This window comes from Ruegeria sp. CI1 (assembly GCF_056536925.1).
Genome location: NZ_JBQFQP010000003.1, coordinates 209,714 through 234,669 on the forward strand (window position 1 = coordinate 209,714; position 24,956 = coordinate 234,669).

General features: G+C 55.9%; 24 protein-coding genes and 1 pseudogene. 18 read left to right on the forward strand and 7 right to left on the reverse strand.

Annotated elements, in window-relative coordinates; all coding sequences use genetic code 11:
• Positions 1-45: 45 nt before the first annotated feature.
• On the reverse strand, positions 46-1,125 hold the full coding sequence (locus ACR0LZ_RS04795; RefSeq protein WP_480748633.1) for a hypothetical protein: 1,080 nt from the start codon (positions 1,123-1,125) through the stop codon (positions 46-48).
• A gap of 251 nt (positions 1,126-1,376) precedes the next feature.
• Entirely contained in the window at positions 1,377-2,585 is a 1,209-nt protein-coding gene (locus tag ACR0LZ_RS04800) for a M24 family metallopeptidase (RefSeq protein ID WP_480748634.1), read from the reverse strand.
• A gap of 262 nt (positions 2,586-2,847) precedes the next feature.
• Here ACR0LZ_RS04800 and ACR0LZ_RS04805 point away from each other — a divergent pair, with 262 nt between their 5' ends.
• The 5 genes and pseudogenes from ACR0LZ_RS04805 to ACR0LZ_RS04825 all read left to right on the forward strand — a co-directional run bounded on the left by ACR0LZ_RS04805 (position 2,848) and on the right by ACR0LZ_RS04825 (position 8,675).
• Complete coding sequence (locus ACR0LZ_RS04805) at positions 2,848-4,323, forward strand: NAD-dependent succinate-semialdehyde dehydrogenase (RefSeq protein WP_480748636.1); 1,476 nt, start codon at positions 2,848-2,850, stop codon at positions 4,321-4,323.
• Positions 4,324-4,477: 154 nt separating this feature from the next.
• On the forward strand, positions 4,478-4,954 hold the full coding sequence (smpB, locus tag ACR0LZ_RS04810) for an SsrA-binding protein SmpB (RefSeq protein ID WP_480748637.1): 477 nt from the start codon (positions 4,478-4,480) through the stop codon (positions 4,952-4,954).
• Positions 4,955-5,345: 391 nt separating this feature from the next.
• Positions 5,346-5,609, forward strand: a pseudogene (locus ACR0LZ_RS04815) (FecR domain-containing protein); the annotation flags it as partial.
• 496 nt (positions 5,610-6,105) lie between these two features.
• Positions 6,106-6,438 (forward strand): hypothetical protein, encoded by a 333-nt coding sequence (locus tag ACR0LZ_RS04820; protein ID WP_480748789.1) that lies wholly within the window; start codon positions 6,106-6,108, stop codon positions 6,436-6,438.
• A 5-nt stretch (positions 6,439-6,443) separates the two neighbouring features.
• Positions 6,444-8,675: a CHASE2 domain-containing protein gene (locus tag ACR0LZ_RS04825; protein WP_480748638.1), complete on the forward strand. Its 2,232-nt coding sequence runs from the start codon at positions 6,444-6,446 to the stop codon at positions 8,673-8,675.
• A 7-nt stretch (positions 8,676-8,682) separates the two neighbouring features.
• Here the strand turns inward: ACR0LZ_RS04825 and ACR0LZ_RS04830 are convergent, their stop codons facing one another.
• A complete protein-coding gene (locus ACR0LZ_RS04830; protein WP_480748639.1) occupies positions 8,683-9,663 on the reverse strand; it encodes a DMT family transporter in 981 nt (326 codons plus the stop codon).
• Between the two features lie 167 nt (positions 9,664-9,830).
• Here ACR0LZ_RS04830 and ACR0LZ_RS04835 point away from each other — a divergent pair, with 167 nt between their 5' ends.
• The 7 genes from ACR0LZ_RS04835 to uvrC all read left to right on the forward strand — a co-directional run bounded on the left by ACR0LZ_RS04835 (position 9,831) and on the right by uvrC (position 17,141).
• Positions 9,831-10,349 (forward strand): SRPBCC family protein, encoded by a 519-nt coding sequence (locus tag ACR0LZ_RS04835; RefSeq protein ID WP_480748640.1) that lies wholly within the window; start codon positions 9,831-9,833, stop codon positions 10,347-10,349.
• 90 nt (positions 10,350-10,439) lie between these two features.
• Positions 10,440-11,369 carry an ABC transporter ATP-binding protein gene (locus tag ACR0LZ_RS04840; protein ID WP_480748641.1) on the forward strand — a complete coding sequence of 310 codons (930 nt, stop codon included), beginning with the start codon at positions 10,440-10,442 and terminating at the stop codon, positions 11,367-11,369.
• Positions 11,366-12,127: an ABC transporter permease gene (locus ACR0LZ_RS04845; RefSeq protein WP_480748642.1), complete on the forward strand. Its 762-nt coding sequence runs from the start codon at positions 11,366-11,368 to the stop codon at positions 12,125-12,127. Before ACR0LZ_RS04840 ends, ACR0LZ_RS04845 begins: the two co-directional genes overlap by 4 nt.
• Positions 12,128-12,242: 115 nt before the next feature.
• A complete protein-coding gene (locus tag ACR0LZ_RS04850) occupies positions 12,243-13,040 on the forward strand; it encodes a S49 family peptidase (protein ID WP_480748643.1) in 798 nt (265 codons plus the stop codon).
• Positions 13,041-13,208: 168 nt separating this feature from the next.
• Complete coding sequence (locus tag ACR0LZ_RS04855) at positions 13,209-14,171, forward strand: calcium/sodium antiporter (RefSeq protein WP_480748644.1); 963 nt, start codon at positions 13,209-13,211, stop codon at positions 14,169-14,171.
• Positions 14,172-14,195: 24 nt separating this feature from the next.
• The gene (locus tag ACR0LZ_RS04860; RefSeq protein ID WP_480748645.1) at positions 14,196-14,975 is read left to right on the forward strand and encodes an SDR family oxidoreductase; all 780 of its coding nucleotides are present in this window, start codon (positions 14,196-14,198) and stop codon (positions 14,973-14,975) included.
• Positions 14,976-15,266: 291 nt separating this feature from the next.
• Positions 15,267-17,141 carry an excinuclease ABC subunit UvrC gene (gene uvrC / locus ACR0LZ_RS04865; RefSeq protein WP_480748646.1) on the forward strand — a complete coding sequence of 625 codons (1,875 nt, stop codon included), beginning with the start codon at positions 15,267-15,269 and terminating at the stop codon, positions 17,139-17,141.
• Here uvrC and ACR0LZ_RS04870 read toward each other — a convergent pair.
• Complete coding sequence (locus ACR0LZ_RS04870) at positions 17,138-18,022, reverse strand: DMT family transporter (protein WP_480748647.1); 885 nt, start codon at positions 18,020-18,022, stop codon at positions 17,138-17,140. The genes uvrC and ACR0LZ_RS04870 overlap by 4 nt on opposite strands.
• A 174-nt stretch (positions 18,023-18,196) precedes the next feature.
• On the opposite strand from ACR0LZ_RS04870, the gene pgsA reads away from it, so the two are divergent.
• Genes pgsA through ACR0LZ_RS04885 form a run of 3 tightly spaced genes read left to right on the forward strand, consistent with a single transcriptional unit; the run spans position 18,197 to position 19,563 of the window.
• The gene (gene pgsA / locus ACR0LZ_RS04875) at positions 18,197-18,865 is read left to right on the forward strand and encodes a CDP-diacylglycerol--glycerol-3-phosphate 3-phosphatidyltransferase (RefSeq protein ID WP_480748648.1); all 669 of its coding nucleotides are present in this window, start codon (positions 18,197-18,199) and stop codon (positions 18,863-18,865) included.
• A gap of 3 nt (positions 18,866-18,868) precedes the next feature.
• Positions 18,869-19,114 carry a molybdopterin converting factor subunit 1 gene (moaD, locus tag ACR0LZ_RS04880; RefSeq protein ID WP_480748649.1) on the forward strand — a complete coding sequence of 82 codons (246 nt, stop codon included), beginning with the start codon at positions 18,869-18,871 and terminating at the stop codon, positions 19,112-19,114.
• A 5-nt stretch (positions 19,115-19,119) separates the two neighbouring features.
• Positions 19,120-19,563: a molybdenum cofactor biosynthesis protein MoaE gene (locus tag ACR0LZ_RS04885; RefSeq protein ID WP_480748650.1), complete on the forward strand. Its 444-nt coding sequence runs from the start codon at positions 19,120-19,122 to the stop codon at positions 19,561-19,563.
• Positions 19,564-19,598: 35 nt separating this feature from the next.
• On the opposite strand, the gene ACR0LZ_RS04890 is transcribed toward ACR0LZ_RS04885, so the two are convergent.
• From ACR0LZ_RS04890 to ubiA, 3 genes are all read right to left on the reverse strand, one after another.
• Positions 19,599-19,913: a hypothetical protein gene (locus ACR0LZ_RS04890; protein WP_480748651.1), complete on the reverse strand. Its 315-nt coding sequence runs from the start codon at positions 19,911-19,913 to the stop codon at positions 19,599-19,601.
• Between the two features lies 1 nt (position 19,914).
• Positions 19,915-21,831 (reverse strand): OmpA family protein, encoded by a 1,917-nt coding sequence (locus ACR0LZ_RS04895; protein ID WP_480748652.1) that lies wholly within the window; start codon positions 21,829-21,831, stop codon positions 19,915-19,917.
• 66 nt (positions 21,832-21,897) lie between these two features.
• Positions 21,898-22,860 carry a 4-hydroxybenzoate octaprenyltransferase gene (gene ubiA, locus ACR0LZ_RS04900; RefSeq protein ID WP_480748653.1) on the reverse strand — a complete coding sequence of 321 codons (963 nt, stop codon included), beginning with the start codon at positions 22,858-22,860 and terminating at the stop codon, positions 21,898-21,900.
• Between the two features lie 12 nt (positions 22,861-22,872).
• Here ubiA and ACR0LZ_RS04905 point away from each other — a divergent pair, with 12 nt between their 5' ends.
• Genes ACR0LZ_RS04905 through ACR0LZ_RS04915 form a run of 3 tightly spaced genes read left to right on the forward strand, consistent with a single transcriptional unit; the run spans position 22,873 to position 24,925 of the window.
• On the forward strand, positions 22,873-23,598 hold the full coding sequence (locus ACR0LZ_RS04905; RefSeq protein WP_480748654.1) for a 16S rRNA (uracil(1498)-N(3))-methyltransferase: 726 nt from the start codon (positions 22,873-22,875) through the stop codon (positions 23,596-23,598).
• Positions 23,595-24,401 carry a hypothetical protein gene (locus ACR0LZ_RS04910; protein WP_480748655.1) on the forward strand — a complete coding sequence of 269 codons (807 nt, stop codon included), beginning with the start codon at positions 23,595-23,597 and terminating at the stop codon, positions 24,399-24,401. Before ACR0LZ_RS04905 ends, ACR0LZ_RS04910 begins: the two co-directional genes overlap by 4 nt.
• Positions 24,398-24,925: a hypothetical protein gene (locus tag ACR0LZ_RS04915; RefSeq protein ID WP_480748656.1), complete on the forward strand. Its 528-nt coding sequence runs from the start codon at positions 24,398-24,400 to the stop codon at positions 24,923-24,925. The genes ACR0LZ_RS04910 and ACR0LZ_RS04915 overlap by 4 nt, the downstream gene beginning before the upstream one ends.
• Positions 24,926-24,956 lie beyond the last annotated feature (31 nt).

The window sequence follows — 24,956 nt, forward strand, 5'->3', positions numbered from 1 at the left end:
TCTCAGGAGCCACTAGAAATGTAAGTAATTCCAGCAGTTCCAAAATCATCCTCCATACAAATTCTTATCATGCTTCTCGACAATCGAGGCAAAGCGCCGAGCGAACCGCTCATCCGCCTTGGCCTTTTTCTCCAGCACGTCGCGGGCAAAGACCATGTGGTCCTCATGCGCCTCGAGCATGTCGGCCATCTTCTGGTTGGTCGCGGTGCCGATGGCGGCCATGGCGGTTTGCGCCTCTTGGTCGGTCTGCACGCCGATCTCGTTGATGCGGTGGGCCACGTCCTGCTGCTGCGCGGTTTTCAGCGATTTGGTCAGGGCGTCATACAGCACCACGCGCTGTTGCGTGTCTGTTTGCAGCTTGTTGATCAGCACCATCTGCGTTGCCGCCTGGTTCTGCAGCGAGTCGACCCAGGTTTTGCCCTTTTCGATATAACGCTCCAGTGTCTGCGATTTAGCCAGCTTGACCTGTTCTTCCTGAACCTTGGCGTTGTATTGCTTGTTCAGCTCGGCCAGCTGAGTTTCCAGCTGGGTGCGCGCGGCGGCGTCCTGTTCGACACTGATCTTGTTTTCCAGCGTGATAATCGCCGGGTCCATGCCCTGGATCTCGGTCCGCAGTGCTTCCAGTTCGGCCACGGTTGCCTCGCGATCGTCCAGCGTGCCTGTCAGGTTATCCTCGACCTTTACACGTTGCTCTTCCAGCACGGTCAGCTGCCCCTGCAGCAGCTTGACGATCACATCGGATTTGGCGATCAGGTCTTGCAATTTGTCGTCGATATTGGCCGTTCGCATCCGCTCTTGCCGGAGCGACTCGGATTTTCCCTTGGAAAAGATGCCAACAAACGACTCCCACCCGGTTTTCGAGCGCATGTCGTCGAAATCCTTGGAAAACGCGTTGGTAACATCGTCCAGACCCATGATCAGCTCGGCGATGTTGGCGTTCATCACTTCGGTGTGGGCGTGAACATCCTCAAGCGTGGCGTTTTCGATGTCGATATCGGCCTCGGCGGTGCCGATCTTGGCCCGTGCCGCTTCGATGCGCGAGGTCAGCCCCTCGATCTGCGATTGGCTTTCGCGGACCTTCTTCTGCGTATCTTCAATCAACGCTTCAAATTGCTGGTTCGACATTTTGCCCTCTCGTTTTTTCTTATTCAAGCTAGAGATAGGGTATGTTAAGTTAATTTACATCCCTGCCTTTTCAATTTGCACGCGAACTCTGACAAACCTTCTCCGAAAAGAAAAGAGATATGGCGGAACAGGGCGCCCCTGCGACGTCGCGCCCCGTTATCAAACAAAAAAGGGCCGCCCGATCTTGGGCAGCCCCTTCATCTTTTTCCAATACTCCCGCCGGAGGCTTGGCCCATCAGGGCCAAACCCGCTTAGCCAACGACGTTGAACTCCGGGCCATAGGGATAGCCGGTGATGTTTTCGTTGCCGTCTTCGTTGATGACCAGAATGTCGTGCTCGCGATAGCCCCCAGCGCCGGGTTGACCATCCGCAATCGTCAACATTGGTTCCATCGAAATAACCATGCCCGGTTCCAGAACCGTGTCGATGTCTTCGCGCAGTTCCAGCCCAGCCTCGCGGCCGTAATAGTGCGACAGCACGCCGAACGAGTGGCCATAGCCAAAAGTGCGATACTGCAGCAGGTCGCGTTCGGCGAAAAAGTCGTTGATCTTGTGGGTGATCTCGGCGCAGCTTGCACCGGGCTGCAACAGGCTCATGCCGTATTCATGAGCGGCGACATTTGCTTGCCAGATTTTCAGGCTGGCTTCGTCGACTTCCTCAACGAACATCGTCCGTTCAAGAGCAGTGTAGTAACCCGAGATCATGGGAAAGGTGTTCAAAGAGAGGATATCACCGCGCTGCAGAACGCGGCCTGTCACCGGGTTGTGTGCGCCGTCGGTATTGATGCCGGACTGGAACCAGACCCAAGTGTCGCGGTACTCGGCATCCGGAAACCGTTTTGCGATTTCCAATTCCATTGCATCACGGCCCGCCATCGCAACGTCAATCTCTCGCACACCAGCCTTGACAGCATCGCGGATGGCATAACCACCCACGTCCGCGACCTGTGCACCGTGGCGGATCAGCGCGATTTCTGCGGGCGATTTCATCATCCGTTGGCGCATGGTGGTTTCGAACATATCGACCATGGCCGAGGGCTTGAGAAAGTTTTCCAGCTTGTCGCGCTGCATCAGGCTCAGGTGGTCGCTTTCATAACCGACCACCTGGCCTTCGCCGGCAACCGATAGAATGGCACGCCAATAATTGTCGCGCTGCCAGTCGGTATAGGTGATGTTGTCGCCATAGCATCGCCGCCATGGCTGGCCAGCATCGATGCCTGCGCTTATTGTGACCGACTCTGTTTCGGTGACGACCAAGCCATAGGGGCGGCCAAAAGCGCAATACAGAAAGCCCGAATAATAAGCGATGTTGTGCATCGACGTGAAAACGGCGGCACCGACACCTAGATCGGCCATGCGCGCGCGCAAGCCTTTCAGTCTGGCCTCGTATTCGGTGTCCTCGAACTGCAATTGGGTTTGTTGGCCGTTGTGATAACGGTAGAATTCCGGACGTGCGGTCATAAGACCCTCCTTGACAGAAGGTCCCGGCGTTCAGGACGGGGAAGTGGGCGCATGCATTGCGGCATGAGGCGACGCCATCGCCAGGGCCCGCGCGCAATCTGTACTATCGCAGAGAGTCGATCAAGCGGGAGTTTTCGTTATGTTTTGGTCAGATGAAAAATTTGATCAAATCTGGATTGATTCATAGGGCCGAGTGGACATAGACAAGTGCCAGACCACTTGATTGAGTGGGCGAAACCATTCTCTAGCCGGAGGCTGACCCATGCTGGATACGACGACCGACCTCAAATCGCTCCTGAAAAAACCGGAGCTGCTGGCAACCAAAGCCTTTATCGGAGGTCAATGGGTTGATGGCGAAAACGGGACGTTTGCCGTGACCAATCCTGCACGCGGCGATGTGGTGGCCGAGGTGGCGGATGTCAGCCGGGCACAGGTTGCGGGAGCGATTGCGCAAGCAGAGGCGGCACAGAAAGAGTGGGCGAAATACACTGGCAAGGAACGCGCTGCGATCCTGCGTCGCTGGTATGACCTGATGATGGAAAATGCCGAGGACCTGGGTAAAATCCTGACCGCCGAGCAGGGAAAGCCGCTGGCCGAAGCGATTGGCGAGATCGGATATGGCGCGTCCTTCATCGAATTCTTTGGCGAAGAGGCCAAACGCATCTATGGTGAGACCATACCGGGGCATCAGCGGGACAAGCGGATCATGGTGCTGAAACAGCCGATTGGTGTTGCAGCGTCGATCACTCCGTGGAACTTCCCCAACGCGATGATTACCCGCAAAGCGGGTCCGGCGCTGGCCGCTGGCTGCGCGTTCGTCGCGCGCCCTGCCGCAGAAACGCCGTTGTCTGCGTTGGTTCTTGCTGTGCTGGCAGAGCAGGCTGGTATTCCAGCAGGCGTGTTTAGCGTGGTTCCGTCCTCACGCGCCAGCGAGATCGGCAAGGAATTCTGCGAAAACCCGGGCATTCGCAAGCTGACCTTTACCGGTTCGACCGAAGTTGGCCGTATACTGCTGCGTCAGGCAGCCGATCAGGTGATGAAATGCTCTATGGAGTTGGGTGGGAACGCGCCATTCATCGTGTTTGACGACGCCGATCTGGATGCAGCCGTCGAAGGCGCAATGATGTGCAAGTTCCGCAATAACGGCCAGACTTGTGTTTGTGCCAACAGGATCTATGTCCAAGCCGGTGTATATGACGCATTCGCAGCCAGGCTGAAGGCGGCAGTTGAGGCCCTCAAGGTTGGCGATGGTTTGGCCGAAGGCACAACGACCGGGCCATTGATCAATGCTGATGCCGTTGAAAAGGTGCGCGAGCATATCAAGGATGTTACCTCGCATGGCGGCGCGGTTCTGACTGGTGGGCTGCCCCACGATTTGGGGGGTACATTCTTTCAGCCAACGATTGTGACAGGTGTGACACAGAACATGAAAGTCGCACAGGAAGAAACTTTCGGCCCACTTGCCCCCCTCTTCAAGTTTGATGACGTGGATGATGTGATAGCGATGGCCAATGACACGATTTTCGGGCTGGCCGCCTATTTCTATGCCAAGGATCTTAGCCGGGTTTACAAGGTTGCAGAGGCGCTGGAATACGGAATCGTGGGCGTCAATACCGGCATCATCTCAACAGAGGTCGCGCCATTCGGCGGCGTCAAACAGTCTGGTCTCGGTCGCGAAGGCAGCCACCATGGGATCGAGGACTATCTTGAAATGAAGTATATTTGCATGTCGGTGTAAGAGCATTGAAATCGAGTTCAAAGCTCGCCGTTAGGCGGGCTTTTCTGCTTGGGTAATTTTCAATCCATTGTTGATTTTTCAAATGGCGTACCTTCGCAACTTTTGCGATCAAACCGCTTGCATGGGTGTTGCAAGGCCCCTAAATCACAGCGTTATGGCCAAACCGAAATCAGACCCGAATTACAAGGTGATCGCCGAGAACCGGCGCGCGCGCTTCGATTATGCTATCGAGGACGATATCGAGTGCGGCGTTGTTCTTGATGGGTCCGAGGTCAAGGCCCTGCGCGCGGGTGGATCGAACATCGCCGACAGCTACGCAGCGGTGGAAAACGGTGAATTATGGTTGGTCAACTCCTATATCCCGCCCTATGAACAGGCCAAAGCGTTCAAGCACGAAGAACGCCGTCGACGCAAGTTGTTGGTATCACGAAAACAGATGTCGGATCTGTGGAACGCTACCCAACGCAAGGGAATGACCTTGGTTCCGCTGGTGCTCTATTTCAACCACAAGGGACTGGCGAAGATTAAGATCGGAATAGCCAAGGGCAAAAAGTTGCACGACAAGCGTGAAACCGAGGCGAAACGCGATTGGTCTCGCCAAAAACAGCGGCTGATGAAAGATCACGGATGATTATTGGCACGGTTTTCCGCCGGTCAAGCTTCAATATCGACAATCAAATGTGACTGTCGTGGTGCGCAATGGACAAACGCATACGTAGGCGAACTCTTGCAAAACTCTCCGACTATGCGGCATAGTTGTGTCAATTTAGTGGCATTATAGAGCCAATACAGGCGCCTCCAGGCCCGGCAAGGGTCTGCCTCACCCAAGCTTTGGGTGGGTGTTGTGTACCTCATGGAGGGGGTGTGGGTTGACCTGTTTGCGTCTTGCTGGAGCTTTTGTCCTCTTTCTGCTTGTCTTATTCCCGGCCAGTCGGGTGTTTGCTGCAATCGGCAAAGTGATAGACGTCCGCCAGGGGGCCAGTGTGACATCTGGCGGGGATGATCGTGTGATGCGTGCCGGAATGGTCGTCGAAAACGGCGACGTCATTACAACGGATGGTAGCGGGGTCGTTCAGATCCTGTTCAGCGACGAAACCAAGATTGCAATAGGCCCCAATACACGCATGGTATTGGATGTTTCGATGATGCGTGGCGATCAGGCCGCCAGGAATTTTGCGGTCAAAGCGCTGGGGGGTAGTTTCCGTTTCATATCCGGAAACAGCCGGAAGTCGGCCTATTCGATCACGACGCCGACCGCGACCATGGGTGTCCGCGGAACAATTTTTGATGTTTGGGTTCTGGGTGAACAACAAAGCACGATGGTGATCCTCGAAGGCACCGTCCGAATGTGCGGCATACGCAACAGATGCTCGTTCGTGCGAGGGCAATGCTCGATGGTTGCCACAACGCCGGGGGGTGGTGTCGGTCGTCCGATCGATAACCAACAGGCTGTTCGTGCGTTGAACAACGGATTTCCGTTCATCCTGTCCCAAAGCCAACTGGATCCTGCCTTTCGGGCAGATGTCGGCGGTTGTGGAAGCTTTGCTGTTGTGCCAACTGGGGCGGGCATCATCCCAATTCGCGCTGTACCCGTACCTAAAACGCCGGTTACGCCAGATCCACCCGTGGTCGATACAGCAACCCCACCTTCTGATCCTCCTCCATCCCCTCCGACGACCGAACCGCCTTCGCCGCCTCAGCCTCAGCCACCAGGCATTCTGGGCTTCCCGGGGCAGAGCGGTGTAGCCGGGGGCAACAGTCGTGGCCAAGGGAACGCGGTGAGTGACGGTCAGCATGGTACTGGCGCCGGGAATGGGCAGGGTGCCGCCAATCGCGGCGGAAATGGCCCAGATACAGGAGCAACCGGCGATGGTCCCGGTCAAAGTGCGGGGCAAGGTAATTCAGGGTCGGCGCCGGGCGGAGGTAAAGGAAGTGCTTCTTCCGCCGGTTCAGGAAATGGCAAAGGCGTTGGGGTTGGTGGATCGCCGGGACAAAGCGCCGGGCGCGGAAGCTCTGCCGGTCGTGGCGAGGTCGGTGCCGGAAGCAATGGCGGTGGAAACGGGTCATCGGGCGAGAAAGGAGGAAGAGGTTGATGGGCCCGGGATCGAAAGCTGAGTGACATGGCCCGGCTGACCGCAAGCAAGCAGCGCAATTGGACGTTTCGGGGTATTGGGCTGTTGCTGATCCTTTTGGGGTGCCTGCTGCGGATATCGGATCCTTATCCGGTTCAGGCCGCACGGATGATTTATTTCGATTATCTGCAGCGGTTGTCCCCCCGAGACTTCAATCCTGAACTGCCGGTCCGTGTCGTCGATATCGACGAGGCCTCATTGTCTGAAATCGGTCATTGGCCCTGGCCGCGCACGAAGCTGGCCGAGCTTGTCCAAAGGCTTGGAGAATATGGGGCGGCGGCCATTGCGTTTGATATGCTGTTTGCCGAACCGGACAGGTATTCCCCCGCGCGATTATCGGGGGACCCGGCTTTCAAGGAACTGTTGCGGGATGATATTGCGGCAACCCTCTTAGACAACGATATCCGGTTTGCAAATACCATTGCAGAATGGCCGGTAGTTCTTGGTGTAGCGGCCAGACTGCAAAGTGACGGTTTCGAAGTAGCGCCGAAGACCGGCATCGTCGAGATTGGTGAGCGCCCGACGTCAAGGTTGCCTCGTGTATCCAGTTGGACACCTCTGGCAACGCCTTTGGGAGAAACAGCGCTAGGGATTGGCGGTGTAAACGTCTCGCCGCTCGGTGGGCTTGGTGTGGTCCGCACGGTTCCCCTTTTGTGGATGGGGCCCACCGGGGCCTTGCCCAGTCTGAATGTCGAAGTTCTGCGTGTTGCCACCGGCGTAGCTAATATCTTTGTCGAGGGTTCCCAGGATGAACCCGGTGTCATGCTTTCGCTGGACTTCGGTGGCTTTCAGGTGCCGACAACGGAAAACGGTGAGATATGGGTGCGATACAGACGCGATGATCCCGGACTTTACCTTTCAGCAAAGGATGTCCTGAAGACGGGTCTGGATTCCGCTTTTCAGAAAGAAATCCAAGGTCGGATCATATTGGTGGGTACATCAGCTGCGGGCCTGCTGGATATCCGCGAAACCGCTCTGGGAGAGTCGGTTCCAGGCGTATCGATCCATGCCCAGATCATCGAGCAAATCCTTCTCGGAGAGGTTCTGCGCCGCAGCGATGTTACGGCCGCCTTGGAATTGATCGCGTTCATCGCATTGGGATTGATAGTGACCAGCGTCATGTCCGGCTCAGGCGCGGTCCCATCATTCGTCTCGGGTGGGATTGCGGCGGCATCGGTTGTCGGGGTGAGCTGGTTTGCCTTTCACTCCAACTCCATCTTATTTGATGTGACATTTCCACTAATTGGTGGAATGGCGAATTTCGGATTGCTGGCCGGGTATCAGTACATCGTGACCGAGCGCGACAAGCGCGCGATCAGGCAGACGTTTTCCCACTATGTCGCTCCAGAGATTCTGGACGAAATGGAAGCGAGCGGTCAGGCCTTGAAACTTGGCGGTGAAACGCAGGACATAACCGTCATGTTCTCGGACATTCGCGGTTTCACCCCGTTGTCTGAAATACTACCCGCGTCCGAACTCGTGACCCTGCTGAACGCGTTGTTTTCCAAACTGGGAGAACAAATTCTTGCGGAAAAGGGCACGATCGACAAGTTCATCGGTGATGCCATCATGGCGTTCTGGAATGCACCGTTGCCGGTTGAGGACCACCCGGCGCGGGCGGTGTGTGCCGCATTGGCGATGCGGCGGGCAATGGCCGAATTCAACGCCTCCCAAAAGATGGACGGGCAGGCCTCTTTGGCGCTGGCAACTGGCTGCGCCACTGGCAGCGCTTGTGTCGGCAATATCGGATCGCGAAAAAGGTTCAACTACACGGCCATTGGCGACGTGGTAAATGTTGCCTCGCGTCTCGAGGTCGCTTGCCGATACGTCAACTATGACATTGTTGTGTCGAAGCCGGTTTACGAAGCGACTAAAGGCAAGCTTGCCATGTTGGAAGCAGGTGCTGTTCACCTCAGGGGAAAATCCGAACCAGAATCGATTTTTGTTGTTGTTGGCGATCAGGAAGTTTTGACGTCGCAGGGCTTTGCAAGGCTGGCAGAAGCCCATTCCAAGATGATGGAAAAACTGCAAAATGCCGAACAATCTCGGGACATGGCCGCGTTGGCGTCTGACTGCGCGCAACTGGCCTCAAAGGTAGAACCCGGACTGGCTGCATTCTATAGGGAAATACCAAGGCGGGTTCAGGATTTTTCTCAGCACATCGCCACGACCGATATCGCCTTCAGGCATTTCGAGCGTTCGCGAATGGCCGGTGAATGACCACAGATCAATATCGGGCTTTGATTTCGGTGCGCGCAATTTCTTTCGCTTTTTGGCGTTCGCGCAAAAAGACGAACAGCCCGGCCCCTATGATCATCGACATGCCCAGCCAAACCACTGTCCCCGGCAATTGTCCCCAGATTAACCAGCCCCAGAATACGGCCATCGGCAGGCCGACATATTCAAATGGGGCGACAGTTGCTGCGTCGGCAACCCGATAGGCTTGGGCCAGGCAATAGGCAACGATTCCCGAGTTCAAGCCAAGCCAAATCACAAAAACCCAATCTTCGTTCGCAGGCCATACCCAGGCACGCAAAAGAAAACTTAGACTGGGGTTGTCTGTCCCCGCTACGAAGCGCCCATCACCTGCAACCAGATAGAAGCCAACGGAGACGAGGATGAACATGCCTTGGATATAGGTTGCCAGCGCCGAGGCCGACGTCGTTGCGCCGAGTTTTCGTGTCATGAGTTGGTTCAATGCATAGGCAAGCGCTGAAAGAACCGGCAGCATCAATACAAGCCGATTTGCATCCATCGTGTCGCTACCTTGCCAAGGCCGTTGCATGACGACGACGCCAACAAATCCGACGACGACTGCGCCGATCCGCAACGGACCGACTTTCTCGCCAAGGACCGGGATAGAAAGGACGGTAATGAACAGTGGCGCAGCAAAGAATAGCGCTGTCGCATCGGCAAGCGGTGCTGCGGCGAGTGCAACAAAGAAGGTCATGTTTGATATCACGACCAAAAGACATCGCACGGTATGCAAAAATGGATGGCGTGTTCGCAAAATTCCGACGCCACCTTCGAAATATACCAGCGCTAGCGATAGAACCATGCCGATCGACGACCTCAGGAACACTATCTCGTGCAAGGGATAATCGCCAGAAAACTGCTTGATCAGCATGTCGTTGACAGAAATCGCAAACATGCCACAAATGATAAAGGCGATACCGGCGGCTGACCGGTTTTGTTGTACATGTGACACGGTAGGCTCTCCCAGCGAACGACTTGATGTTTTGCCAAGCAGAAACACCGCTATCATTAAGACTTTGGAGTTCCCAATCTCAATATCGGAATTGTACCTGTTGCGCAGGTCTGCCTTCTGGCGCAAGGTTTTGACCGGATACGCACGACGGCAGAGGAGGTGCAGGCATGCACATGAGTGATACTCGGGAGATCCAGGCGGCACCTGCGGAAGTTTATGCAGCGTTACTGGACCCTGACGTTCTCAAAGAATGCGTGTCTGGCGCGCAAGAGGTCACCGGAAACCCGGAGGACGGTTATGAAGCGACCGTTGTTCAAAAGGTTGGTCCGGTCAAGGCAACCTTCAAAGGCACCGTGACCATGTCCGGCATGTTGAAAAACGAGCGTCTTACCATCGCCGGGGAAGGAAAGGGAGGTGCTGCCGGTTTCGCAAAGGGCGAGGCGGCGGTGACATTGGCTCCGGCCGATGGTGGTGGCACTGTGTTGTCCTATGATGTCGATGCAAAGGTTGGAGGAAAGCTTGCACAGTTGGGAAGCCGACTGATCGACGGGTTTGCCAAGAAAATGGCGGATCAGTTTTTCGAGAACCTTCAGGCACATCTCGAAGGCCCGGCTGAACTGGTGGAAGAGTTAGACGAGCCTGCCAAAAAGAAAGGCTGGCTTGGTAAGCTGACAGGTTCGTCCTGAATTTGCGCAATCGCGCAAGCTTCTGTGCGCAAATGGCCTGTTCTGTCAGCCCGGCGCGCGATAGGGTCTCCGGCAGAACGGGGAACAGGCATGTCGACCATTTTGTCCATCAAGAACCTGCGCAAGTCTTATGCTGACGGTTTTGAGGCGTTGAAAGGCGTCACGCTCGACATCGAGGAAGGTGAGATTCTTGCCTTGCTCGGGCCAAATGGCGCTGGCAAAACCACATTGATTTCCACGATTTGCGGCATCACTACCCCATCGTCGGGAACTGTGACTGTTGGTGGTTATGACATTCAGAACGATTTTCGATCGGCCCGTCGAATGATTGGCCTGGTTCCGCAAGAGATTGCGCTTGAACCGTTCGAAAAGGTCTGGAACACGGTCCGGTTCTCGCGCGGGCTGTTCGGGCATCGGATGGATGATGCAAAGATCGAGGGTATCCTGCGCAAACTCTCGCTTTGGGACAAGCGCAAGAACGCTATCAAGGAACTGTCCGGCGGCATGAAACGAAGGGTGCTTATTGCCAAGGCGCTGGCGCATGAGCCGCGTGTCCTTTTTCTGGACGAACCTACCGCAGGCGTGGATGTGGAACTGCGCAAGGACATGTGGGATATCGTAGCTGAACTGAAGCAGAGCGGCGTCACCATCATCCTGACCACACATTATATCGAAGAGGCCGAGGCAATCGCCGACAGGGTAGGCGTCATCAACAAAGGCGAGTTGCTGTTGGTGCAGGACAAGAGCACCCTTATGGCGCAGATGGGCCAAAAGCAGATTGAGGTGATGCTGACTGAGCCGATCACTGCGGTTCCCGAAAGTCTTAGCCATCACAAACTGTCACTAAGCGGGAATGGCGAAGCGCTGGTCTATACGTATGATACCCATGCCGAGCGGACCGGTATCACTACGTTGCTGAACGACGTTGCAGAGGCGGGACTTGTTCTGAGAGATGTGCAGACACGACAATCCAGCCTGGAAGAAATCTTTGTCAATCTGGTGTCGGGGGACATGCAATGAACTGGGCCGCAATCGCTGCGATCTACCGCTTCGAGATGGCACGTTTCTTTCGCACGCTGGCGCAAAGCTTTTTGTCGCCGGTGATTTCCACATCGCTCTATTTTGTGGTTTTTGGAACAGCTATCGGCAGTCGCATTCAGGAAGTCGAAGGCGTCTCCTATGGTGCGTTCATTGTTCCTGGTCTGATCATGCTATCAGTTGTCATGTTGTCGATTTCGAACGCGTCGTTTGGCATCTACTTTCCCAAATTCCTTGGAACGATTTATGAATTGCTGTCCGCGCCCGTGAACTTCTTGGAAATCGTTATCGGCTATGTCGGAGCGGCCGCGACAAAGGCGTTGTTTGTCGGGCTGGTGATTCTGGTCACATCGACCTTCTTTGTCGATATCCGGGTAGAGCATCCCTTGGCCATGGCTGCGTTCCTGATTTTGTCGTGCCTCAGCTTTGCGCTGCTCGGGTTTATCGTTGGCATCTGGGCAAGTAACTTCGAACAGATGTCTCTTATCCCGCAATTGGTGGTGACGCCGTTGATTTTTCTTGGCGGCACGTTTTATTCCATTTCTATGCTTCCTCCGGTCTGGCAGACGATTACACTCTTCAACCCGGTGGTTTATCTGATCTCGGGATTTCGGTGGTCGTTCTATGGATTGGCCGATGTACCCATCGGGTTCAGCCTGCTGGCCATAGTCGTGTTTACCGGAATTTGCCTTGGAATCATCTGGTGGATCTTCAAAACAGGTTGGCGTCTTCGTAGCTGAAATCGCACGGGGGCGTTGCATTTTTGCCCTCCGATTGTTTGAATTTGGTTCACGTTTCGCTTCTGTCACGTGGGGCGTCTTGTTTACGGCTTGGCCGCACTCTACATCGGCATCCATGAACTTTCGCCTGCCGTTTCTAAAAAAACCGCCAGTTGTGGCCGTGGTCCGTTTGTCCGGTGCCATCGGGATGGCCGGGCGTGCGTCGCTGAATGACAATGCGCTGACACCAGTGCTGGAGAAGGCATTTCGCAAGGGTAAACCCGTTGCGGTGGCACTGGAGATCAACTCGCCGGGTGGTTCGCCGGTGCAAAGCTCGCTGATCGGTGCCCGCATCCGGCGTTTGAGTGAAGAACTGAAAATCCCGGTTTTCGCCTTTGTCGAGGATGTGGCAGCCTCGGGCGGTTATTGGCTCGCTGTCGCGGCGGATGAAATCTGGGCTGATGACAGCTCGGTTCTGGGGTCCATCGGCGTGATTTCCGCCGGGTTCGGAGCGCATGTATTTCTGGCGCGACAGGGGATTGAACGTCGCGTGCACACCGCAGGAAAGTCCAAATCGATGCTGGATCCTTTCGCGCCGGAAAAAAAGGATGATGTCGAACGACTCAATGTCCTTCTCGAAGACATTCATGCCAATTTCATCGCTCATGTTCGAAATCGCCGCGGAGACAAATTAAACCGGGGCGAGGACTTGTTCACCGGTGAGGTCTGGTTGGCCAAGCGAGCGACAGAACTTGGCCTGATCGACGGGATTGGTCATCTGAAGCCCAAGATGCAGGAACGATTTGGCCAGAAGGTCAAGTTTCGACGCTATGGCGTGCGCCGCCCGATCTGGACGCGGTTTGGGGCACAGGTGGCGCAGGATGCTATCGCTGGCGTAGAGGAACGCGCAGCCTACGCGCGTTTCGGGCTTTGACGTGATCATCAAGGCTGTCACCCTTTTTCTCATTGGCATGGCCGTTCTGGCGATGTTCGGAAAACTCAGGTTTCCCGGGCAAAAGCGGTTGGCGTCAGCGCGGTGCAAGCGCTGTGGACGTTTTCGGATCGGCAAGGGTCCCTGTGCCTGCGAAAAAGGGGGGCGGACATGACCGCATGGGTATTATCAGCGCTGGGCCTGTTGATTCTGTTGCTGGCTGGCGATGCGCTGGTTCGGGGAGCGGTAAATCTCAGTTTGCGCCTTGGAGTTCCCGCGTTGATCGTGAGCCTGACCATCGTCGCGTTCGGGACTTCTGCGCCGGAACTCCTGATTGCGATCAAGGCGGTGCAGGAAAATGCACCGGGTATTGCACTAGGCAACGTCGTCGGTTCGAATACAGCCAATATCCTGCTGGTTCTGGGCATACCCGCTATGCTTGCCACCCTTCACACTAGCGAGTGCAATACGCGGCGGAACTATGTGTTCATGCTGATCGCGTCCGTACTGTTCATTGCGCTGGCATTCTGCGGTACGTTCACGCTGGCTAGTGGGGCCATCCTGTTGGTGGGATTGTTCTTGATCCTGATGAACGCCTTTCGGCAGGCGCATGCGCACCGCAAGGCTTGCAACGGCGCTTGTGCGGACGAGGAAGGTCTTGAAACGCTGGAAGAAGCTGATCCGGACATGCCGTATTGGCGCGTCGCTGTTTACTTGATCCTTGGATTGATTGGTTTGCCGATGGGGGCGCATCTGTTGGTGGACAATGCCGCCATCATCGCCCGAACCTACGGTGTCAGCGAAACCGTGATCGGCCTGACTTTGATTGCTGTTGGCACTTCTTTGCCTGAACTGGCGACGACTGTCATGGCAGCCCTCAGGCGTCAGGCCGACGTAGCACTTGGCAACGTGATTGGTTCGAACATGTTCAACCTGTTGGCCATTGTCGGGATTGCCACTCTGTTTGGAAACATCGAGGTTGATCCGGAGTTTCTGGAATTCGACCTGTGGGTCATGCTGGGGGCATCGCTTTTGTTGATCCCCTTTGTGTTTCTCCAACAGAACATCACCCGTTTTTGGGGGCTTGCGCTGACGGGGCTCTACGGGATTTATGTGGTTGCCGTACTGACCTGACGTCTCAGCAACTGGGAGATTTGCATGACCCGAGCTCTCGTGACTGGCGCCGGACTGCGTTTGGGCCGTGCCATGGCCCTGTACCTTGCTGATCGCGGTTTCGATGTCGTCGTCCACTATGCGAGCTCGCAAGAGCAAGCGGAGGACACCGTGCGAGCAATATCGGCCAAAGGGCGCACAGCAATCAGCTTGCAGGCGGATCTTTTGGATGAGGTACAGACAGTGGCCTTGTTGCCTCGTGCAGCAGAAGCACTGGGAGGGCCGATCACCTGTCTTGTCAATAACGCATCTATCTTTGAATACGACAACATTCATACCGCGACTCGGCAGAGTTGGGATCGTCACATGGACAGCAATCTGCGCGCGCCGTTTGTTCTGACGCAGGCGATGGCGAGGCAAGGGTTGGCCCACAGAATGGATGAGTTTGGTGAACCCGTTGCGTCGGGTCTCATTGTCAACATGGTCGACATGCGGGTAAGGAAACCAACGCCCGAGTTCATGACTTACTCATTGGCCAAAATGGGGCTTTGGGCTTTGACGCGCACGGCGGCTCAAGCATTGACGCCAGCCATCCGTGTGAATGCTATTGGTCCCGGACCCACGTTGCAGGGACATCGGCAAAGCGACGCACATTTTTCTGCCCAAAGAGCGAATACGATCTTGGAACGGGGCGCGCACCCGTCTGACATTACCGCCGCGTTGGGATATTTTCTGGACGCCCCGGCAGTCACCGGGCAGTTACTTTGCGTCGACGGCGGACAGCATTTGGGATGGCGTACACCGGATGTTCTGGGACCCGAATAACGAGTATACGCTGCAAGTTTTGCACCGCTCTCAAAAGCGTTACCGATACGTTACAAAAATGTCTTTTGTTTCATATACTTGTCAGGCCATCAAAAAAATATATCGAAGAATCAAGCAGTTATGATAATGCCTATTTTTTGTGCAACTCAAGGAAGGCACCTGTAAACAAGGAAAAATCCCGATGCCCCAAAAGTTATCGGCACACTTATCCACAGAAATCGTGGATTTGTTTTCTCTTGAAATCGGTGCTCCAAGATTGCAGCCATGGCCAGAGAATCATAGTTCAAGGCAATGACGCACCACGGCGACGATATTCCTGCAATCCCACAGACAGGCTATGCCTGTATTCAGGGATATATGAAAACTCTGGACAGTTCACCCGGTGTATATCGGATGCTCGATGCTGACAGTCGGGTGCTTTATGTCGGCAAGGCGCGGAACTTGCGGGCACGGGTTTCGAACTATACCAGGCCGGGTCATTCAGGGCGGATCGAGCGAATGATAGCGGCCACCGCTTCGATGATGTTTCTGACTACCAAGACTGAAACCGAAGCGTTGCTGCTAGAACAGAACCTGATCAAGCAACTTAAGCCCAAATACAATGTGCTGCTGCGCGACGACAAAAGCTTTCCCAATATTCTGGTGGCCAAGGATCACCCCTTTTCCCAGATCAAGAAACACCGTGGCGCGAAGAAGGAAAAGGGCGCCTATTTTGGTCCCTTTGCCAGTGCGGGAGCCGTGAACCGCACGCTGAACCAGCTGCAAAAGGCCTTTCTTTTGCGCAACTGTTCGGATTCGATGTTTGATAGCCGTACGCGACCTTGTCTGCTTTACCAAATCAAACGTTGTTCAGGACCATGTGTTGGACTGATCTCCGAAGCGGACTACCGTGAAAGCGTCAAGGATGCCGAACGGTTTTTGTCCGGTCGGTCGACCAAGGTGCAAGAGGATTTGGCAGCACAGATGATGGCAGCATCGGAGGCGATGGAATTTGAGCGCGCCGCCAGCTTGCGCGACCGCATACGGGCACTGACGCAGGTGCAGACGAGTCAGGGTATCAATCCTCGCGGTGTCACCGAAGCGGATGTCATCGGACTCTACATGGAAAGCGGGCAGGCTTGTGTTCAGGTATTCTTTATCCGCGCCAACCAGAACTGGGGCAACAAGGACTTTTATCCGCGTGTTGGGCCGGACGTTTCGCCTGCCGAAGTGATGGAGGCTTTCATTGGCCAGTTTTACGACAACAAGGAACCGCCCCGGCAATTGATCCTGTCCGACGAAATTGAAAACGCTGACTTGATGCAGGAGGCCTTGACGGGAAAAGTTAGACGCAAGGTCGAAATCCTGGTCCCCCAACGTGGCGAGAAGCATGAGTTGGTGACCGGTGCACTAAGAAATGCGCGCGAGTCTCTTGCCCGCCGCATGTCCGAAAGTGCTACGCAAGCCAAGCTGTTGCGCGGCATTGCCGAGGCGTTTGAACTGGACGGGCCGCCGAACCGGATCGAAGTCTATGACAACTCACATATTCAAGGCACAAGCGCGGTCGGCGGCATGATTGTGGCCGGGCCGGATGGGTTCATGAAAAACGCCTATCGCAAATTCAATATCTGTGGCGACGACCTGACACCGGGCGACGATTTTGGAATGATGAAAGAAGTTCTAGGCCGCCGCTTTTCCCGGTTGCTCAAAGAAGACCCGGACCGGGACAAAGGGTTGTGGCCGGATTTGCTTCTGATCGACGGTGGTTCTGGACAGGTCGGTGCTGTGCACGAGATAATGTCCCAACACGGGGTCGAGGATATTCCGATAGTAGGTGTCGCAAAGGGAATAGACCGCGACCACGGCAAAGAGGAGTTCCACCGCATTGGCCAGCGCCCTTTTGCGCTGAAACGCAATGACCCGGTGCTGTATTTCATCCAGCGCTTGCGTGATGAAGCACACCGGTTTGCTATCGGCACCCACCGTGCCAAACGGGCCAAAGCCGTCGGCGCGACCCCGTTGGACGAAATCCCCGGTGTGGGTATGGCCCGCAAGCGGGCACTTCTGACTCATTTCGGCAGTGCCAAGGCTGTCAGCCGGGCAAATTTGGCAGACCTTAAAGCGGTCGAAGGGATATCAGCCGGGTTGGCGCAAAAGGTGTATGATTTCTTCCACGACAAGGGTTAGGCCCGCCGCCCGCGCCACAGTATATAAAGCCCCGAGGTCACGATCAGCGCGCTTCCGATCCACATGTTTCGATCCAGGCTTTCGCCGAACATTATCACGCCCAAAACAATACCGAACAGCAAACGCGTGTAGCGGAACGGGGTGACGACCGAAACCTCGCCCGTGCGCATCGCTTTCATCAGTGCGGTATAGGCTATTACCCCCATCAGAACCGCGCCGCTCAGATGCTGGCATGTGTGCAAGCTAAGCGGTGCAATTGGCGCAACTTCCCATAATCGATAGACAAGACCTGCAACGATGATGCTAAGAAATCCATAAAATCCAAGAACTTCAGCCCCCAAGTTGGTCGGGGCCGCGCGACTGGCCAGATCGCGTCCGGCAAAGCCCAGCATGCCCAGCACTGCCAGAATCGACAGGGCGGAAAAACTGTTACCAGTTGGTTGCAAAAAAAGGATAACACCGATCATGCCGACGATAATGGCGCTCCACTGTCGCCAGCGAACGGTTTCGCCAAAAAACAGCGCCGCCCCCGCGACCACGACAAGAGGCGTGGCTTGCAAGATGACGGTAGCCGAGGACAAGGGTGTCAGGGCGATGGCCAGAAAATAGAACAACCGGCCAAGTACTTCGAACACCCCCCTTACCTTCATCGGGCGTGACAGCACATCGGGTTGAAACAGACGAACCCTGCGTACCTGCGCCACGCCCGCGAAAACAACGGCTCCGCCAGCACCAAACAGTACTAAAACCTGCCAAATTGGCAAAGAGGCAAAGGCCGCCTTCAGCAGCGAGTCTTCCAGTGCAAAGCCCGCCATCGCGGCAATCATCCAAAGACTGCCGGCCAAATTCGATCGGGCATCGGTTCGGATTTGGGTAGTCATGATGCGCTTTCTGGCTTGGCTCTGTCGCGCAAACTGACTGCAATACTGGCAAAGGCCAACCCGTATCGTTCAGAGACTTCAAGACTGCGGCGCTTTGACCAAGCTTCTGTGATAAGTCGAGTTTTTTGGCACTTTGGCTTTTCTGTCCGTAACCGCCGATGTAGGGTCCGCTGCATGAAATGGAACTTGCCCAATATCCTGACTGTTCTGCGCCTTTTGGCTGCCCCCGGGCTGGCTGTGATGTTTTTGTACTTTACCCGGCCTTATGCGGATTGGTTCGCGTTGATTCTATTCGTGACCGCCGCAGTTACCGACTGGTTCGACGGATATTTGGCCCGGGCATGGAAACAGGAAACCAAGATGGGTGCGATGATGGACCCGATCGCCGATAAGGCAATGGTAGTCATCGCATTGATGATTATCGTCGGGTATTCCGCTGAACATTGGACACCCTGGTTGGTGCTGCCTGCCACGTTCATCCTGTTTCGCGAGGTTTTCGTTTCCGGTTTGCGCGAGTATCTTGGCGATGTCTCAGGCACGCTCAAGGTGACTAAGCTTGCCAAGTGGAAGACAACATCACAGATGATTGCCATCGCGGTTTTGTTCGGTCAGGGGATATTCGAGCACTACCTGGTGATGTCCTCGTTCGGGATGGATCAGCAGTTGGTCGAGCAGATCATGACCGGGCAGGTGGAAGACCTTCACGGCTTGCGCTGGAAATACCACGGTATGGTCTGGGCCGGGCGTGTTGGTCTGTGGTTGCTGTGGATTGCAGCCGGTCTGACGTTGATCACCGGCTATGATTACCTACGTAAAGCTATGCCGCATCTGAAGGATACGTAAGACATGGACATTCTGTATTTCGCCTGGGTTCGCGAACGCATCGGATTGCCGAAAGAAAGAGTTGAAACCAATGCGGCGACTGTTTCGGAATTGGTCGATGAGTTGCGGATGCGCGAGGTCCGGTACGAAGTGGCTTTTGCCGACCTCTCGGCGCTTCGGGTGGCTCTGGATCAGGAGCTTTCGGATTTTGATGCCTCTTTGTCCGGCGTCAGAGAGGTTGCGTTCTTTCCGCCCATGACCGGAGGGTGATTTCCGTGCGCGTAGCTGTTCAGGAAGAACCCTTCGATCTAGGGACAGAAGTCAGTTCTTTCGCTGCCAGAGGAGCGGCAAACGGTGCCATCGTGACGTTCACAGGGGTGGTGCGTGATCTTGCGGAGGACGATCTCGCCGTGATGGAGATCGAGCATTACCCCGGTATGACCGAGAAAGCTTTGTCGAAAATCGCTCAGGAAGCGAAAGAACGTTGGGCATTGGGTGATGTTCTAGTGATCCATCGTTATGGCCGGCTCGCACCCGGTGACCGGATAATGATGGTCGCCACTGCGGCCCGCCATCGCAAGGATGCCTTCGAGGCTGCCGAGTATTTGATGGATTACCTGAAGTCTCGGGCACCGTTCTGGAAAAAGGAAATCACAGCTGGCGGCGCTAGTTGGGTTGCGGCCAAGGATGAAGACGAAGACGCCTTGACCCGTTGGTAGTTCGGTTGTTCCATGGGTAAGACTGGCCTTTGTGCTTAACCTGCCAATTGTACCCTTAACTCTTCGGCTTCTTGCCGTGCCGCTCGCAATCCATCCATCGCCGCGGACAGTTCAGCTTCTGTCTGTGTTAACTGGTTGGTTAATTCGGCTTCGCGCTGCTGAAGATACGTGATCGCCTGATCGCGGGTTTCCTCCGCTTCGTGCAGCTCCTGACTCATACGGTCCAGATCAGCCACGTCGCTTTGGCGAACGCGGGACAGCCGGTGAACCAGCCAGTTGGTGAACCAGCCCAGTGAAAACGCCACGAACAGGATGATCGCGGTGGCGATAATGAATTCGGTTCTGTTCATGTCACTGATCCTCTGCCTGCTCTTGCGATGTGTTGTCCGCCTGTTTCCCGGTCGGCCGCTCTTTTGCCTGTTCCGCCGCCTCCAGCCCGGTCTTACGCTCGGTCACGGGTTCAGGGCGAACCAGCCTGAAATCGATCCGCCGATTCTCTTCGCGGCCTTCTTCGGTCCCGTTATCCCCGATCGGCTGGCTTTCGCCATAGCCGATCGCGGCGAAACTCGACGTTGGCACGCGCCGGGCGCGCAGTTCGTTGAGAATAGACTGCGCGCGCGCTTGGCTAAGTTTCTGGTTCATCTCTTCGCGGCCCTGGCTGTCGGTGTGGCCTTGAATTTCCATCCGGATTGGCCCGCATTCTCTCAGGATGTTCGCAATTCGGTTCACCGTTTCCAAGGAGTCGGTCGACACCGTGGCAGAGCCGGGTTCGAATGTGATTTTGTTGCCTTGCTGAATAACGGCTATGTCTGCTTCGCACACTTCCGGATCCGGCAATGCATCCTCGGGTTCGGGCAGGGGTTCAAAACTGATGTCCAGCTTGAAGTCCTGAGCCTCGCCTAGTTTGTCGGATAGCAACCGTGATATGTCTGCCTTTGCCTCTTCATCATGACTCATGCCGCGGATGATGACTGTTTCCACTGTTACCGAAAGAGATCCATTGTGAAGGCGAGACAAGGCGTCGAGACCGGCAAGAACTCGGACTGACCAGTCGGCGGGCAAATCAGGCACGACGCGAGTGGCCATGTGTACGGCTTCTGATCCGAATGCGGCCTTGGCATAACTGTCGACCATCTCCCGCAGCAATTCGTCTCCCAGGCGTCCGCGCAGTTGCACCAAACCCTCGGGGCTACGTGTCGCAGTAAACTCCAATACCTCGGCGGCAGTTTTGACTTCAGGTTCGGGCAGAACGGCGTGCAGTGCGAACACGTCGGGCAAGCTGTTCTCCAACTCTCCGACGACCCTGTCAAACGTCGACTGATCCGTTCCTTGCTGTGCGACCAGCGTGATATCCGCGTCCGCTATTGTGACGCTGCCACGTCCAAGCTCGGCCAGGGCGCCGATGCTGAGCTCTGCAGCGCTTGCCCACCGCGGAGACGGAACCCCCAAACCGATAGTGCAGTTGATCTTGCCGGTAAGGCCAACACGATGTGCGGCGGCGATAATGCGATCCCTTGCCGTTTCGTCTTGTGCCGAACACGCGTCGAAACGCCCTCCTGATTCGTCGATCAGATAACGAAGAGTGAAAGGGGTGATAACCGGGCGGGGGGCTGAAATCGCAAGTCCGATGCGCAAGCTCGGCGGTGCGGCCTTTGTGAGTTCCTGCTCTAGACGCACCTTTTCCTTGGGACTGTCCGCGATTGCCGTGACCTTGACCAGCCCGCCGCTGGCAGAAACCTTAGCGCGGGGTAACCGGGATAGCGCGGAAATGGCATAAGCAAGCGCATCGTCCCACCCCCTCGGCTTGGGATAGTCCGCTGTCTCCATCAAATCCGATACCCGTGCTTGCCGGTCCAAGGCTTGCAGGGATGAAATGAGTCCTTCGCGATCCTCGGTTGCGGGGATCAGGCCAATAACGGATATCCCGCTGTCATTGCGCAGAATTTCCGCTGAAAATCTGGGTGGTGCCAGATCGGCGGTCGGCGCAATATCCAACTCGTCGATGACGCGGGAAGGGTCAACTTCGGCACCCGCAACCGTTAGGGCATTGAAACGGGCACCTTCGTCAGCGGCGGTTCCAGTCAAAATGACTCGTAACCCGTCGGCTTGAACCTCCGCCCAGTTATGCCCCTTCAGGTCCAGCGCCCGCCGAATAGACGCTTCGGAATTTTGCTCGACAGCGGTTACGGCAAAGCTAGCGCCAAACAGACACAGTCCGGCCGCCATCACAAATGTCAGAGCGACCACGAGGGAAAAGGGAACTCGCATATGCAGATCGGGTATCTCGTCATGCTTTTGGCCGGGAGTCTTACAGCCGCCCGGCCCAAGGTGCAATCACAGCAGCAGTGCAATCCCGAAGAAGATCAGCGGAATAAGGCCGGTGTCGCGGTTGGCGCGAAAAAGCTGCAGCAGTTTGGCGTTATTCTCGATATCGAGGCCTCGCAGTTGCCACGCCATATGCCAGCCCATCGCCCAAGGCCCCGCAATCGCAAGAACCATTGCCATGATCGACGCATCGGGCAGGGCCGCCTCGATCACGGCCAATCCCATCAGGCTGACGGTGGCAATCAGAAAGTACTTCAACCATTTCGCGGTATCGGTGCCAAACAGGCGGGCTGTAGACTTGATGCCGATAAGTTCGTCGTCTTCAGTATCCTGATGCGCATATATCGTGTCATAAAAAAGGGTCCACGATATGCCGGCCAAATACAGAAGAATAGCGGGCCAGCCCACTGTGCCACTGTGGGCGGCCCAGGCCAGCAGGGCGCCCCAGTTGAAGGCCAGACCAAGAAACACCTGTGGCCACCATGTGAAGCGTTTGGCAAAGGGATAGATTGTGACGGGTAACAGCGAAAGAACACCCATAGCAATTGCTGCCATGTTGAAGGTCAAAAGAATCATCAAGGCAAGCAGGCACTGTACCACCATCCAGATCACCGCTTTTCGAACCGTGACCTGCCCTGAGGGAATGGGTCGCGAGCGTGTTCGTTCCACCTTGCCGTCGAAATCCCGATCTGTAATGTCGTTCCAAGTGCAGCCCGCACCGCGCATAAGAAAAGCTCCAAGGGCGCATCCGATGCCGATCCACAAATCCGTCCATTCGGGATCCCCACCATCCAGAACAGCAAGGGCCACCCCCCACCAGCAAGGGATCAGCAACAGCCACGTTCCAATGGGACGATCCGCGCGAGACAACCGGAGATAGGGCCGGGTAAAGGCGGGGGCGTGGGTGTCAACCCAGTTGTCCTTGATCGCGTCGGCGACTTGTCCGTCTGGTGTTGGGGCTTTGCCTTGCATATGTAGGGTCTCATGAGTGCGAAAATCAGGCTGTATGTAGAGCACCGATTGGGTGCGGGGCAATCGGTTCCTTTGACGCGCGAACAGGCGCATTACCTGTTCGGCGTGATGCGCCTTGGCATTGGCGCTCCTGTTGCCCTGTTCAACGGGCAGGACGGTGAGTGGCAGACCGAGGTGTTGGAAACTGGAAAGAAGGGTGGCGTATTGCGATGCATCCAGCAGACACGCACGTTGCAGATGCCCCCGGATTTGTGGCTTCTGTTCGCGCCCATCAAAAAGGCACGAACCGATTTCATCGTGGAAAAGGCCGCCGAGATGGGAGCTGCACAAATCATTCCGGTTCAGACGGATTTCACCAATTCCGAGCGCATACGTCAGGATCGACTGCAAGCTCACGCGATCGAGGCTGCCGAGCAATGCGGCGGAACATTCGTTCCCAAGGTCAGCGACCTGACAAAACTGGATCGGTTGCTGGATCAATGGCCTGAAGGCCGCCGACTGATGTTCTGCGACGAGGCCGAGGCCGGATCGGCCTTGCGCCTGGCGAAAAGTGAAAAAGGCCAACCCTGGGCGATTCTCATTGGCCCTGAAGGTGGATTTTCAGAAAAGGAGCGCACCCGGTTGTCCACATTGCCCTTTTCCCATGTGGTCAGCCTTGGCCCTCGTATCTTGCGTGCAGATACGGCTGCGGTTGCCGCAATGACCTTATGGCAGCAGGTATTGGGGGACTGGAGGTGACGGCACCTCGCCTGCATGTGCTGACGGCCATTAACTCGGACCGTGCAGTGGTCCTGCGACGCGGGCCGAGCGATCAGGTGGCATCCATTCTTTGGGACCGAAAAAAAGACACCATTGAATTGGGTCAATGGCTTAATGGGCGCATTCACGAGTACCGCTCGGACATTTCGCCAGACGGGAAATATCTCGTCTATTTCGCCGGGCGCGGGGGGCGGTGTTGGACGGCCGTGTCGCGCGCGCCCTGGTTGCGGGCAATTTCCTATTGGCCTCAGTCGCACAGCTGGCATGGAGGAGGTGCATTTACTGAAATCGGCGCACTGTGGCTGAATGGAGCGGAAGCGCCAGCTGAAATGCAAGATGGATTGCGGCCTGCCGCTACAGATGCGTTTTCCCATTCCACCGACGGGTTTCACATGGGCGGACTGGTGGCCGAGAAAATGCGCCTTCGTGGCTGGACGCACGATTGTGGCGACCGGTACGAGACGATCCTGCGCAAACCCGTATCAAGCGGTTGGGCTTTGCAATGCGGGTTTCGTATTGGGGAAAAGAACCGGGCTTTGGTATCCAGCAATTATGCCCTGATAGGCCCTGGAACCGACGCGGTTGTTGATCTGCCGGGTTGGGAATGGGCCGATCTTTGGCAAGGAGAAATACAATGGGCCGAAAAAGGCGTGTTGTGGCAGGCCCGTTTGGCAGATGATGGAGACCTTGAAGATCGTGTCCAGAAGTACGATTTCACTGACATGACCTACGATGCGATCAAGGCGCCCTACAAGGGTGTTCAGGGAAGCCCCGAAACATGAGCTTTGTTCGTCCCGAAGCCAAGGCGGCCATGTGGCGCTGGCGCGAGATTCTGGTTGCTGCTGCGATGATGCTGGTTGGTATCAGCTGGATTGGTGGTCCGGGCGGGTTATTGGGCTGGCTGGGTTGGGTGTTGATTGTCGTTTCAGTCGCGTTGACGGTCATAGGTATTCAGCGGGGACGGTTTCGCAACGGTGCAGGTGGGCCCGGTGTCGTTTCGGTTGACGAAGGCCAGATTTCCTATCTGGGTCCTCTGACTGGCGGAGTGGTCGCCGCGCGTGAACTGGAGCGTTTGGCGCTTGATCCAACCACTCGGCCCGCGCATTGGGTGTTGGAGCAACCAGGTCAACCCAGTCTTCACATCCCGGTTAATGCCGAAGGTGCCGAGGCGCTTTTTGACGTCTTTTCGTCCCTTCCCGGAATAAAAACCGAACAGATGCTGTCGGAGCTTTCAGGACGCGCGGTTCACCCGGTCGTGATCTGGGAACGTCATCCTTCTCGTCCACAGGGGTTGCGGTTGCATTGACACCGGAGGCGTTTACCCTCAGGACTTCCCC

What these genes read in the sequence shown, in the direction of transcription:
- ACR0LZ_RS04795 (WP_480748633.1), bottom strand. Translation starts at nt 1,125, where the DNA reads ATGTCGAACCAGCAATTTGAAGCGTTGATTGAAGATACGCAGAAGAAG.
- ACR0LZ_RS04800 (WP_480748634.1), bottom strand. Translation starts at nt 2,585, where the DNA reads ATGACCGCACGTCCGGAATTCTACCGTTATCACAACGGCCAACAAACC.
- ACR0LZ_RS04805 (WP_480748636.1), top strand. Translation starts at nt 2,848, where the DNA reads ATGCTGGATACGACGACCGACCTCAAATCGCTCCTGAAAAAACCGGAG.
- smpB (WP_480748637.1), top strand. Translation starts at nt 4,478, where the DNA reads ATGGCCAAACCGAAATCAGACCCGAATTACAAGGTGATCGCCGAGAAC.
- ACR0LZ_RS04825 (WP_480748638.1), top strand. Translation starts at nt 6,444, where the DNA reads ATGGCCCGGCTGACCGCAAGCAAGCAGCGCAATTGGACGTTTCGGGGT.
- ACR0LZ_RS04835 (WP_480748640.1), top strand. Translation starts at nt 9,831, where the DNA reads ATGCACATGAGTGATACTCGGGAGATCCAGGCGGCACCTGCGGAAGTT.
- ACR0LZ_RS04840 (WP_480748641.1), top strand. Translation starts at nt 10,440, where the DNA reads ATGTCGACCATTTTGTCCATCAAGAACCTGCGCAAGTCTTATGCTGAC.
- ACR0LZ_RS04845 (WP_480748642.1), top strand. Translation starts at nt 11,366, where the DNA reads ATGAACTGGGCCGCAATCGCTGCGATCTACCGCTTCGAGATGGCACGT.
- ACR0LZ_RS04850 (WP_480748643.1), top strand. Translation starts at nt 12,243, where the DNA reads ATGAACTTTCGCCTGCCGTTTCTAAAAAAACCGCCAGTTGTGGCCGTG.
- ACR0LZ_RS04855 (WP_480748644.1), top strand. Translation starts at nt 13,209, where the DNA reads ATGACCGCATGGGTATTATCAGCGCTGGGCCTGTTGATTCTGTTGCTG.
- ACR0LZ_RS04860 (WP_480748645.1), top strand. Translation starts at nt 14,196, where the DNA reads ATGACCCGAGCTCTCGTGACTGGCGCCGGACTGCGTTTGGGCCGTGCC.
- uvrC (WP_480748646.1), top strand. Translation starts at nt 15,267, where the DNA reads ATGACGCACCACGGCGACGATATTCCTGCAATCCCACAGACAGGCTAT.
- ACR0LZ_RS04870 (WP_480748647.1), bottom strand. Translation starts at nt 18,022, where the DNA reads ATGACTACCCAAATCCGAACCGATGCCCGATCGAATTTGGCCGGCAGT.
- pgsA (WP_480748648.1), top strand. Translation starts at nt 18,197, where the DNA reads ATGAAATGGAACTTGCCCAATATCCTGACTGTTCTGCGCCTTTTGGCT.
- moaD (WP_480748649.1), top strand. Translation starts at nt 18,869, where the DNA reads ATGGACATTCTGTATTTCGCCTGGGTTCGCGAACGCATCGGATTGCCG.
- ACR0LZ_RS04890 (WP_480748651.1), bottom strand. Translation starts at nt 19,913, where the DNA reads ATGAACAGAACCGAATTCATTATCGCCACCGCGATCATCCTGTTCGTG.
- ACR0LZ_RS04895 (WP_480748652.1), bottom strand. Translation starts at nt 21,831, where the DNA reads ATGCGAGTTCCCTTTTCCCTCGTGGTCGCTCTGACATTTGTGATGGCG.
- ubiA (WP_480748653.1), bottom strand. Translation starts at nt 22,860, where the DNA reads ATGCAAGGCAAAGCCCCAACACCAGACGGACAAGTCGCCGACGCGATC.
- ACR0LZ_RS04905 (WP_480748654.1), top strand. Translation starts at nt 22,873, where the DNA reads ATGAGTGCGAAAATCAGGCTGTATGTAGAGCACCGATTGGGTGCGGGG.
- ACR0LZ_RS04915 (WP_480748656.1), top strand. Translation starts at nt 24,398, where the DNA reads ATGAGCTTTGTTCGTCCCGAAGCCAAGGCGGCCATGTGGCGCTGGCGC.